This window comes from Vibrio chemaguriensis (genome assembly GCF_012275705.1).
In the GTDB taxonomy this organism is placed as follows: Bacteria; Pseudomonadota; Gammaproteobacteria; order Enterobacterales; family Vibrionaceae; genus Vibrio; species Vibrio diabolicus.
On record NZ_SHOE01000012.1, the window covers coordinates 86,482 to 98,337 of the forward strand.

An 11,856-nucleotide genomic window follows, 5' to 3' on the forward strand; every position below is an offset into this window, starting at 1 on the left:
AACTCTCTACAACTCTCATTTATTGGGTTATGCCTCAGCACTTGCGTCTGTGACAGATTGTTCTGCTTTCAGGAATGCTTTGATTCCATCTAAGTCTCGCGTTCTTGGGATAGGTGGTAGGCTTCCGAGGAAAATACCACCGTAGTCTCGCGTGACAAGGCGATTATCACAAATGATCAACGCACCGTGATCCTTCTGATCTCGAATTAATCGCCCTACACCCTGCTTTAACGTAATCACTGCATCCGGGATTTGTACTTCAGCAAATGGTTCACCACCACGTAATCGACAATCCTCGATACGGGCTTTGAGTAACGGATCGTCAGGGGCGGTAAACGGTAATTTGTCGATAATAACACAGCTCAGCGCATCACCTCTAACATCAATCCCTTCCCAGAAAGCGCCTGTCGCCACGAGTAAAGCGTTACCCAGTTCCATAAACTCCGCCAAGGTTTTCTGCTTACTCATCTCCCCTTGCATTAACACAGGCAGATCAAGTACTTCTCGGAACTTCTCACCTAGTTCACGCATCATGCTGTGCGAGGTACATAAAAAGAAGCAGCGACCATCATTTTCTTCAATCACCGGAGCAAGCATTCGGACTAACTTATCCGCTAAGCCGTTACTGTTTGGCTCTGGCAGATACCTTGGCACACAAAGGCGCGCTTGTTTTTGATAATCAAAGGGGGACGGCAGAGAAAATTGCTTTGTAGGCTTGAGGCCAAGGCGCTCAGTAAAGTGCTTGAAGTCGCCCGATACGGCTAGAGTTGCTGACGTGAAAATCCACGCGCCTTGTTTAATCTCTATTTGCTCATGGAACTTGTCCGCGACAGAAAGAGGCGTAATGTGCAGAGCGAAATGACGAGGCGAGGTATCGTACCAGTATGAGTAACCGGTAATATCGACATCGCATACCCGGTCGATGCGGCCTTTGATCAAATTGGCACGTTCAAAGGCGGTATCCAGTAATTGACTGCGCCCTAAGGCTATTTTGAGTACATCAATCGCCAATTCGAGGCTATCAGTTAAGCGCAACAATTCTCGCTTAATAGAGCCTGATTGCAACGCCTCACGCCAGTTGCCACGAAAGCCAGGCTCACCCAGTACAATCCGCATGTCCATTGCGCTTTGCATGAGTTTGTCGCCCACTTTTTGCAATTGGCGCATATCTTTTGCTTCGGTGCGATAGGCTATTTCAATGTCTTTGGCAAGATCGTGAATTTGGCGACTTGATACTGACTGGCCGAAATATTCGCTCGCAATATCTGGCAACTGATGAGCTTCATCAAAAATAAACACATCGGCTTCTGGAATCAGTTCGCCAAATCCTGTTTCTTTGATCGCTAAATCAGCAAGAAACAAGTGATGGTTCACCACAACAATGTCGGAATCCATGGCGCGCTTACGCGCTTTCAATACAAAGCAATCGGTGTAGCTCGGACACTCTTTACCTAAACAGTTATCATTGGTTGAAGTGATGGTTGGAATGATCATGCTGTCTTCTGGCAGATCATCACAATCACCAAGGTCACCTGTTTTGGTTTCTGATGACCAAGCACGCACTTTAACCAATTGAGTTAATAGCGTCGGGTCAGATTCATTAGTATGGCTTTCGACCATTTGGCGGCTCAAGCGATCCAAACACAGATAATTAGAACGCCCTTTTAATAACGCCACTTGACCATAAAAACCAAGCGCATTGACCATGAGCGGTAAGTCCCGATGGTACAACTGCTCTTGCAAGTTTTTCGAGCCTGTACTGATGATCACTTTTTTACCACTCAACAGCGCAGGGACTAGGTATGCGAAGGTCTTACCGGTTCCGGTTCCTGCCTCCACCACCAACTGGGTTTGATCTTTGATCGCACTGCTGACGGCTTCCGCCATATCGATTTGTGGCTGACGAGCTTGAAAGCCAGGAATGGCCTTACCTAACGCGCCATCAGAGGAAAAAGTTTTTGCGATCATGCTTGGTATTGAGTTTGAAAAATTATCGAGAGTATATCAGAGGAATAGGAGTGACATCAGCCCACAATCTGGCCAGCTTGCGGCGATGCACGGATATTTTGTTGAAACCAACGTAAGAATAGATTATTTATGGTGAAACATGGCAGTACAGTTACACCCGCCTGGGAATAATAACAAATTCGTACGCTAAAATATTAATGCATGGAAGTACCTGATTTATGGAAAAGAAAACACTGTTGACCCACTGTTCTGACGCCCCGGGTCTCATCTCAAAAATCACTAACATCTGTTACAAGCACCAACTCAACATCGTTCACAATAACGAATTTGTTGATAATACCAGTGGCCACTTTTTCATGAGAACGGAGTTGGAGGGATACTTCAACGATCAAACGTTTCTTGCCGATTTGGACCAAGCACTCCCGCAAGGTGCTAAGCGTAAATTGGTTGGCTCTCGCCGTAAGCGCATCGTCATTCTCGTCACAAAAGAAGCGCATTGTTTAGGCGATATTCTGATGAAAACCTACGATGGAAGCCTAGATGTTGAGATCGCCGCTGTGGTGGGGAATTACGACAAACTTCAAACTCTCACCGAGCGCTTCGACATTCCTTACCACCACGTGACCCATGAAAACCTTAGCCGTGAAGAACACGAGCAGAAGATGCTAGAAGTGATCGACCAATACGATGCTGATTTTTTGGTGTTAGCTAAATACATGCGCGTATTGACGCCTACATTTGTTGAGAAATACCACCACAAAATCATTAATATTCATCACAGCTTCTTACCTGCTTTTATTGGCGCGAAGCCATATCAACAAGCTTACGATCGCGGTGTGAAAATCATCGGTGCAACGGCACACTTCGTGACCAATGATTTAGATGAAGGGCCGATCATCAAGCAAGACGTAATTCCTGTCGACCATACATTCAATGCCCAAGATATGGCACAAGCGGGACGCGATGTAGAAAAGAATGTGTTGAGCAAAGCGTTGAATAAAGTCATTAACGACCACGTCTTTGTTTATGGAAATAAAACAGTGATCCTGTAATCCCTCCGCACTAGTGACAACGAGAATGAAACCCGTCCAACTTGGCGGGTTTCATCTTTTCAGGGATATCCCCCCGACTCTAACCATCAAAATTAAACCGATATATTATAATTTTTCATTTCACTACAACTATTTACTGAGAGAATGATTCCGTTTATCATTTGGTCCCCTTATAATAAACCACGTTAATATTACGGAATTAAAATGAAAAAAACGTTAGTGGCTTTTCTGATTGGGCTGACTTTGCCAGCAACCACAATCGCAGATACTCTTAAGCCTGTTCAGAATGATGTATCCACTCGCATTATTGGCGGCGAGCCAGCTAATACTTCCGACTGGAAGTTTATTGCTTCACTGGTCCGTAAAGGACAGCCAACATCTATTGGTCACTTCTGCGGCGGTAGTTTCCTTGGTGGAAAATACGTATTAACTGCTGCGCACTGTGTGGAAGGTCTTAATGCGGACGATATTGATATCGCTCTTGGTCTTTATGATCAAAACAACGAGTCTCACGCGCAGCGCATCGCGGTTAACAATATCTACTCGCATACTGCATATAACAGTAATACAACGAACAATGACATCGCTCTTATCGAATTAGAACGCAATGTCGATAGCGCGACTATCGATCTGGCAACGCCAGAACTTTTAGATAGCGTACGTGTGGGAGACAAGTTGCACGTAGCTGGATGGGGAAATACGTCCACGACAGACAGAATATACCCAACCGTTTTACAACAAGTAGATTTGGAATACGTAGATCGAGCTACCTGCCAAAACCTACCAGGAAACTACTCTAATGTATCAGATGACGGCATTTGCGCCGGATACTATTGGGGAGGTAAAGATAGCTGCCAAGGAGATAGCGGCGGTCCGCTCATCGTTGACGATAACGGCATCAACAAATTATTAGGGGTGGTCAGTTGGGGTGATGGATGTGCTCAACCAAATGCTTATGGTGTTTACGCAAACGTCGCTCATTTTCAGCACAACGGCTGGATAGATAGTCATCGTAATACTATCAGCTACACTCAGTATCGAGATCTTCATTTCGTTGAGCGAAAAGCGCAGCAAGAGACCTTTACTATTCGTAATGACGAGGTGAATACGCCAATCAACATCACGGGCGTTACCCTAACAAGCGGAATCAGCCTCGCCAAAAATACCTGTACTGCGACACTGGCACCATCTCAGAGCTGTCAAATTACGGTGGGCTACTACCCAAGCTACTCGCACTCAGTTGAAACGATTGAAGTCTCTACTGATCATCCGAAACTATCTAAACTTTCGACTACCTTAATATATAGTGGTATTGATAAAGCAAGCAGCTCATTGAGCAGTGCCGTTACGCTAGCTGGCGCAAACGTGTACACCAATGAACACGCTTGGACCGCTGAAAATGGTGAACTTCAATCAGCAGACATGGGAACGTCTGCTGGCGCATCCATCTTGTATTTAACCGATCTTCCAAAAGGCAAACTATCAATGGACTTTAAAGTCTTGTCAGATGGTTTCGATGTTTTTGTCGTTTACGTCAATGGCCAAGAGTATGACTACACTCGCCAGCTTCTTGAGTACAATGAACTTTCTATCGATCTTTACCGGAAGTCAAACACGGTTACTTTTGCTTATCTGAAAAACTACGAGTTTAGCAGTGGTTACAACGCGCAAGCGTATATTCGCAATATCAAGATGTCAGTTAGTTCAGATAACACTAGCGAGAGCAGCGTAACAAAAACATCGAGTTCAGGCGGCAGCCTCTCAATTAGCCTATTAATGTTGCTAGCTGCAGGTCCTTTCCTGCGTCGCAAAAAAGGATAACAAGATGCAATATATACTCAAAACAATGCTGCTTGGTTTGAGCTCAATCAGCTTAGTCGCTTGCTCGGCAAATACAGAAATGCAGCAAGGTCAAGAGTCTGAACACCAAGCAATCATGGTAGAAGCGTACCGAACTAGCGATAGTCAAATTTCATTTATCGCCGAGTCTAATGGCTGCAGTAAGAACGATGACTTTAGCTTAAAAATAGAGCAAAACTCTTCAACGGAAGCCCTGCTCACAATCGTCAGGAACAAAGTGGATCATTGTAAACGAATGCCGTTTCCAAAGACTTTCACACTAACTCTAGATGAAGAGTTGAAAGGCAAAAAACTTTCCATTACCAACCCAAAAAGCAAGTCACCGGCTAAATAGTGATTCGCTTACGAAAGGGAGCCTCGGCTCCCTTTTTGCCTCTCGCAACTCAGCAATTTTCACTCTAGCGTTTTACGCCTGCTCAGACTCCACAATACGCTTAAGTGAATGCGGGTGCAGCTTGATACAAATGCCTTGGTACTTAAACGCCACGGTTGGGTTGTTCAAGCGTTCGCCTTCCCCTTTCGGGCTCGACAATTTGATCTTCACACCCAGCTCTTTTAACTCATCAAAACGCGCGCCAAACGCTGGGTAAGTGTGTTTCAAATCAGCAAGAAACTCATCTGCGGTTTCGGCATGAGACGGAATCACAAACTCCACATGTTCCCAGCTTTCATTTGGGTAGATTTTGCCTTCCGCAGGGTATGGCAGCTCTAGACACTCAATCTTCCAGCCACTGCTTTCCAACGCTTTGTCGAATTCGATAACGATGATTGGGCGACCGTTTATTTTCGCTTGTGAAATCACCTTACCGTATTGATTCCATGCTTCATGCGCGGCTTTCGCTGTTTCAGTATCATTAATACGCAGCGCAATATGGTCAGCTTGAGCAAAACTCAGATCCAGTTTTAACAGGGTTGCAAGCTCTTCAATCTTCGCCATAAATGCGTCCAGATCTTGGATCATCAATTCAGGCGTTAGGCGCTTTTCAACTAGTTGAGTCGTCATTGTGGCTCTCTTATGGGGCGATTTATCTCATTACTTTGAGCGCAATAGTAAACGCAAACTAAGCCACATTTCCATTCAATCGAAAAAGTAAAAATTTCGCCTATTCATCTCTGTATGAAAAGCAATAAAGTTGTTATGATTAGCCCCATTTTTGTGAACTCTAACAGAGCTCGGCGTACATTTTGCCGAGTTCTTTGTCCTTGAATTGAAGGAAACGCGTGTGAATATCCAAGCACTTATTAATGACAAAGTATCTCAGGCTCTAGAAGCCGCTGGCGCACCTGCAGGCAGTCCTGCAGCCGTTCGCCAATCAGCAAAGCCACAATTTGGTGATTACCAAGCAAACGGCGTAATGGGCGTTGCTAAAAAACTGGGTACTAACCCTCGAGAATTTGCACAGAAAGTACTGGATGTTCTGGACCTAGATGGTATTGCGAGCAAAACAGAAATCGCTGGCCCTGGTTTCATCAACATTTTCCTAAGCGAAGAGTTCCTTGCGAAACAAGCCGACGCGGCGCTAGCAGACGAACGTCTTGGCGTAGCTAAAGAAGAAGCACAAACCATCGTCGCTGATTACTCTGCACCAAACGTAGCAAAAGAAATGCACGTTGGTCACCTACGTTCAACCATCATCGGTGATGCGGTAGTACGTACGCTTGAGTTCCTAGGTCACAAAGTGATCCGCGCGAACCACATCGGCGACTGGGGTACTCAGTTTGGCATGCTTATCGCAAACCTTGAGCGTGTACAACAAGAGTCTGGCGAAGTTTCTATGGAACTTGCGGACCTCGAAGGCTTCTACCGTGAGTCGAAAAAGCTGTACGATGAAGATGAAGAGTTCGCAGTAAAGGCGCGAAACTACGTGGTAAAACTGCAAAGCGGTGACGAGTACTGTGCAGAAATGTGGAAAAAACTCGTTGATGTAACCATGATCCAAAACCAGCGCAACTACGACCGTCTAAACGTGTCACTGACTCGTGACGACGTAATGGGCGAAAGCATGTACAACGACATGCTTCCTAAGATCGTTGCAGACCTAAAAGAACAAGGTCTTGCCGTTGAAGATGATGGCGCGCAAGTTGTATTCCTAGATGAATACAAGAACAAAGATGGCGAACCAATGGGCGTTATCGTTCAAAAACGCGATGGTGGTTTCCTATACACAACAACAGATATCGCATGTGCAAAATATCGTTATGAAGAGCTAAGCGCAGACCGTGTGCTTTACTTCATCGACTCACGTCAACACCAGCACCTAATGCAAGCTTGGACGATTGTTCGTAAAGCGGGCTACGTGCCAGAGTCAGTATCTCTTGAGCACCACGCGTTCGGCATGATGCTGGGTAAAGACGGAAAGCCATTCAAGACTCGTGCGGGTGGTACCGTTCGTTTGGCAGATCTTCTGGATGAAGCAGAAGTTCGCGCAGCACAGCTGATCGAATCTAAAAACCCTGAACTAGATGCAGAAGAAAAAGAGAAGATCTCTAAAACAGTTGCAATGGCAGCGGTTAAATACTCTGACTTATCTAAACACCGTACGACTGACTACGTGTTCGATTGGGACAACATGTTAGCGTTTGAAGGTAACACAGCACCATACATGCAATATGCATACACTCGCGTAGCTTCAATTTTCGCTAAAGCTGGTGTTGCTATGGATGCTCTCCAAGGTGACATCAAAATCACTGATGAGAAAGAGAAAGCACTTATTGCTAAACTTATGCAGTTCGAAGAAGCGGTGCAATCTGTTGCTCGCGAAGGCCAACCACACATCATGTGTAGCTACCTATTCGAACTAGCAGGTCAGTTCTCTAGCTTCTACGAAGCGTGCCCTATCCTAGTTGCTGAAGACGAAGCAGTGAAACAAAGTCGTCTGAAACTAGCTGCGCTAACAGCGAAGACCATCAAGCAAGGTCTGTCTCTACTGGGTATCGATACTCTAGAGCGTATGTAATCCGCTTTTACGTAGTTAGCTTAAGTAGCACAAGCTAAATGATGACAAAGGTTGACGTGAAAGCGCCAACCTTTTGTTTTATCTGTCGTATACTAATTCAAACTAAAAATTAATCGGACAGCAATAATGAGTTTTGAACTTCATCCTCAATTGGCAAAAGACACTTCGGTGATTGGTCACTTCCCACTTTGCGTCGCGCTTCTTCATAAAGATAATGCTGTGCCATGGGTTATCTTGGTGCCTAAACGCGAAAATTTGAAAGAGCTACACCACTTGCCAATGCAAGAGCAACAACAGTTTTTGCTCGAATCTCAAGCGGTAAGCCAAGCACTCGAAGCGACATTCCGCCCAGACAAGTTAAACCTTGGCGCCCTAGGTAACATGGTGCCACAGCTGCACATTCACCATATTGCGCGCTTTAAAGACGATATGGCATGGCCAGGACCAGTTTGGGGGAATACAAAAGGAGAGTTTCGTACTGACGAAGAACAAGAAGAGATTCTTAACCGAATTCGTAATGTGTTGTCGTTAAGCTCTATCTTCCGTAAAGCGTAACCGTTATATAACTTTTAATTCAGGTAGAAAGTAAAAAGCCGCATCATTGCTGATGCGGCTTTGTTGTTTGTGCGCGATGGTTCATTGCTCCTACTACATGGTCACGGTAAGTGACAAACCATCGTGCTTTGTGACTGCATAGCGTATTCGCGTTATATGATGAGCTTTATTTGTATCTACCAAGCGAGAAATGCGACCTTTGTTAATCCATACACTTAACATGGCGTCTGCACCGTCTTCACTCATTCCGAACTGTTTTGCTAGCTCAGATTGGGAAACCGTTCCTTTTTCGGCAATATATTGATAAAGCTCTTTTAAAATCATACGACTTGCGCCTCAAACTCGCCTTGATGTTTCTTGCCTACGCGCTTGAAAACGCGGTACGTGCCAAAGAAAATCGCAATAATTATGGCAATCCAAACGCCGCTGGTGATAGGGCTATCAGCGAAATGCATAAGCTGATGATAGAAAGTCGCACTCAAGTACGCGAGCCCCATTGTCCATACCGCTATAAAGCGCGCAAAGTTATTGCCGAATTCTCGAACATAGGCACCCATCGCAGCCACACAAGGAGTGTAAAGTAAGATAAAAACTAGGTACGCAAAAGCAGCATGACCAGAAACAAATTTCTCTTTTATGTTACCAAAGATCGATTCATCAATTTCTTGCTCCTCTGCGACTGCATGAGAATCTGCTAAATCACCGACGTCAATCCCCAGAGGATCAGAATAGCTCAGCCCTGCTAGGTTTTCAGGAATGCTCATCACCGCTTCTTCTAGGCTACCCATAAGATCAAATTCTGCATCCTCTCCATCGGTTGGCGTAGTATATAAGCTGTTCAATGTGCCCACGACTGCCTCTTTCGCGAAGATACCAGTAATAATACCAACCGTTGCTGGCCAGTTATCCTCTTGAATACCAATTGGTGCAAACACTGGCGTCACAACCTGAGCGGCTTTTGATAGAACCGATTTATCACTGTCTTCATTACCGAATGTACCGTCAGTTCCTAGCGAGTTGAGGAAGCTCAAGATAGCAACAACCACTACGATGGTTTTACCTGCACCCAATACAAAACGCTTAAGCTTTTGCCAAGTTTTGATCACGACGTTCTGCAACGTTGGAAGCTCATAGTCAGGCATTTCCATCACCAAGCTATCACTGCTGCCAGGATACAGCGTGTGCTTGAGGAACAAACCGGTAAACACCGCGGCGACAATACCAAGTAGGTAAAGTGCAAACACAATGTTTTGACCAGAGGCTGGGAAGAAAGCGGCAGCAAATAAAGCGTACACAGGTAAGCGAGCACCACATGACATAAACGGTGCCATCGACGCAGCCAACTTGCGCTCACGCTCTTGGTCTAGCGTGCGCGTTGCCATGATTGACGGAACGTTACAGCCAAAACCAAGAACCAAAGGGACAAACGCTTTACCCGGCAAGCCGATTTTCTGCATCACTTTATCAAGCACAAACGCAGCGCGTGCCATGTAACCCGAGCTCTCGAGCACAGCAAGGAATAAGTACAAACACGCAATAACCGGGATAAAGGTCGCAACTGTTTGAATACCGCCGCCTAAACCATCAGCAATCACCGTAACTAGCCATACGGGGAGGTGACCATCTAATAAGTGGTGTCCACCATCAACCAGCAATGCGCCTACACCAATGTCAAAAAAGTCGATAAATGCACTACCGATGTTAATCGAGAACATAAACATCAAGTACATAACAACAAAGAAGAATGGGATCCCAATCCACTTGTTCAAAATAAATTGGTCGAGTTTTTCAGTCACGCTACGGCTCAATTTGCCTTCGCTTCGGCGAACTTTTTTACACTGTTCATGCAGGTATGTGTACTTGGTATCCGCGACATGCAAATCGATATCCAAATCTAAAGTCGCAATGACTTCCAATACTTTGCTTCTATCAATATCGGAAAGGCTATTGAGAACCATCGTATCTTTTTCAAGCGCACGAATCGCTAATGCACGATGGGCGACGGTTTGATCGTTAAAAAGTGCGGAAACAGTTTGAATCGCCAACTCCATCTTTTCACCGTAATGCAAAGATAACTCTTTAAGCGCGACCCCTTGAACAATGGACTTATGAAGTTTTTCTTTAAACTCTGCAACTTGAGTTTTATTGGTTGCAGATAAACTTACTACAGGACAACCTAACGTTTTCTCAAGCTCTGAAACGTTAATCATTTGACGTTCACGTTTTAGTGCATCCATTTTGTTGAGAACAACAATCATAGGACGGCCAAGTTCGCGAAGTTGTAACGTCATATATAAGCTGCGCTCTAAACTCGTGGCATCAACCACGTTGATAATGAGGTCGGCAGGATGAGTTAGAACCGCACGCGATGCAATGGATTCGTCAATACTATTGCTATCATTACCACTGTCTAACGAGTAAATACCAGGAAGGTCAGTGAGCAAAAACTCGTCACCCGCATGTTTGAATTGCCCCGTTTTCTTTTCAACGGTGACGCCTGCCCAGTTACCAACTTGCTGTTTTGCGCCAGTCAAACCATTAAATAGCGTCGTTTTACCACTATTAGGATTACCTACGGTAAGCACTTGATATTGCATTACACTCGCTCCACTTCAATTTTCTGAGCAATGGTTTCTCGCAATGCGACAGACACACCACGGACTTCGACTTGTAAAGGATCGCCCATTGGAGCACGTCGAATCACTTTGACTTCTGTATTGGGAAGCAGCCCCATTACCATGAGTTTCTTTCTGATATCTGATGAAAGACCATCTAACAACCGAATCGTCACCGTATCGCCAGGATTAATCTCTGATAACTTCATAGTGGCCCTTAAGAGTATTGCTAATGAGAAATATTATTATTTAATAAGTTTAGGCTGCCAATATTACTCTCCTATAACCCTTCAATCCTTGTGTGAAATCAAAGATTTCATAAATGTTTTCATGCTTTCAAACGTCAACTCCGTAAATTTCCTCTCGTTATTTACGTCAAAATTAACAATTAAAAATCACGACCAATGAAATAAAAATGTCACAAACAAATGGTAAAGATAAAAATCTCCACACAAAACAAAAGGTTAGATGACATTTAAAACTTTGTCGTTTTTCTCATATCAACATGGCGTTATTTTTATAAGAAAAATAAGTAACCTCTCGTATAGTTACTCCATCGAGAGGGCAACCTCTCAAATGAATTCCAGAGGTGGCATGGCAACATGTCACTCCGGCAGCAAGCGAAGGTGTCATTGACACCCGTGGTATAGTCCCCCCGGCTATACCACGATATTTTTTTTCATCTCTCTCTAAACTCTTTATCTTATCCACCTTTTCAGCACAGTTCTGTTTTCACGAATTTCGCATACCCCCACTACTCAAATGAACCAACGCACTCTAGATACAAAAATACAACCATTCATCTATTTGTCGCCGTAGGTAAATCCGTCCTCTTAAGCCATGTATGGT

The 11,856-nt window shown here is 44.7% G+C and carries 10 protein-coding genes; 5 read left to right on the forward strand and 5 right to left on the reverse strand.

Annotated features, from left to right (window positions below; all coding sequences use genetic code 11):
• Positions 1-27: 27 nt before the first annotated feature.
• Entirely contained in the window at positions 28-1,968 is a 1,941-nt protein-coding gene (locus EX191_RS13060) for a DNA repair helicase YoaA (RefSeq protein WP_006743347.1), read from the reverse strand.
• Between the two features lie 218 nt (positions 1,969-2,186).
• On the opposite strand from EX191_RS13060, the gene purU reads away from it, so the two are divergent.
• The 3 genes from purU (at position 2,187) to EX191_RS13075 (ending at position 5,214) form a co-directional block, all read left to right on the forward strand.
• Positions 2,187-3,020 carry a formyltetrahydrofolate deformylase gene (gene purU / locus EX191_RS13065; RefSeq protein ID WP_005382206.1) on the forward strand — a complete coding sequence of 278 codons (834 nt, stop codon included), beginning with the start codon at positions 2,187-2,189 and terminating at the stop codon, positions 3,018-3,020.
• A 204-nt stretch (positions 3,021-3,224) separates the two neighbouring features.
• A complete protein-coding gene (locus EX191_RS13070) occupies positions 3,225-4,841 on the forward strand; it encodes a serine protease (protein ID WP_193447880.1) in 1,617 nt (538 codons plus the stop codon).
• A 4-nt stretch (positions 4,842-4,845) separates the two neighbouring features.
• A complete protein-coding gene (locus tag EX191_RS13075) occupies positions 4,846-5,214 on the forward strand; it encodes a hypothetical protein (RefSeq protein WP_104971400.1) in 369 nt (122 codons plus the stop codon).
• 72 nt (positions 5,215-5,286) lie between these two features.
• Here EX191_RS13075 and EX191_RS13080 read toward each other — a convergent pair whose 3' ends face one another.
• Positions 5,287-5,883, reverse strand: coding sequence for a VOC family protein (locus EX191_RS13080; RefSeq protein ID WP_193447881.1), 597 nt, complete (start codon positions 5,881-5,883; stop codon positions 5,287-5,289).
• A 220-nt stretch (positions 5,884-6,103) separates the two neighbouring features.
• Here EX191_RS13080 and argS point away from each other — a divergent pair, with 220 nt between their 5' ends.
• Positions 6,104-7,837 carry an arginine--tRNA ligase gene (gene argS / locus EX191_RS13085; protein ID WP_012842044.1) on the forward strand — a complete coding sequence of 578 codons (1,734 nt, stop codon included), beginning with the start codon at positions 6,104-6,106 and terminating at the stop codon, positions 7,835-7,837.
• Between the two features lie 126 nt (positions 7,838-7,963).
• Positions 7,964-8,392, forward strand: coding sequence for an HIT family protein (locus tag EX191_RS13090; RefSeq protein ID WP_012842045.1), 429 nt, complete (start codon positions 7,964-7,966; stop codon positions 8,390-8,392).
• A gap of 93 nt (positions 8,393-8,485) precedes the next feature.
• On the opposite strand, the gene EX191_RS13095 is transcribed toward EX191_RS13090, so the two are convergent.
• Genes EX191_RS13095 through EX191_RS13105 form a run of 3 tightly spaced genes read right to left on the reverse strand, consistent with a single transcriptional unit; the run spans position 8,486 to position 11,216 of the window.
• A complete protein-coding gene (locus EX191_RS13095) occupies positions 8,486-8,716 on the reverse strand; it encodes a FeoC-like transcriptional regulator (protein ID WP_005396058.1) in 231 nt (76 codons plus the stop codon).
• A complete protein-coding gene (feoB, locus tag EX191_RS13100) occupies positions 8,713-10,989 on the reverse strand; it encodes a Fe(2+) transporter permease subunit FeoB (RefSeq protein WP_193447882.1) in 2,277 nt (758 codons plus the stop codon). Before feoB ends, EX191_RS13095 begins: the two co-directional genes overlap by 4 nt.
• Positions 10,989-11,216, reverse strand: a complete 228-nt coding sequence (locus EX191_RS13105) for a FeoA family protein (RefSeq protein ID WP_005382190.1) — start codon at positions 11,214-11,216, stop codon at positions 10,989-10,991. The genes feoB and EX191_RS13105 overlap by 1 nt, the downstream gene beginning before the upstream one ends.
• Positions 11,217-11,856: the final 640 nt, after the last annotated feature.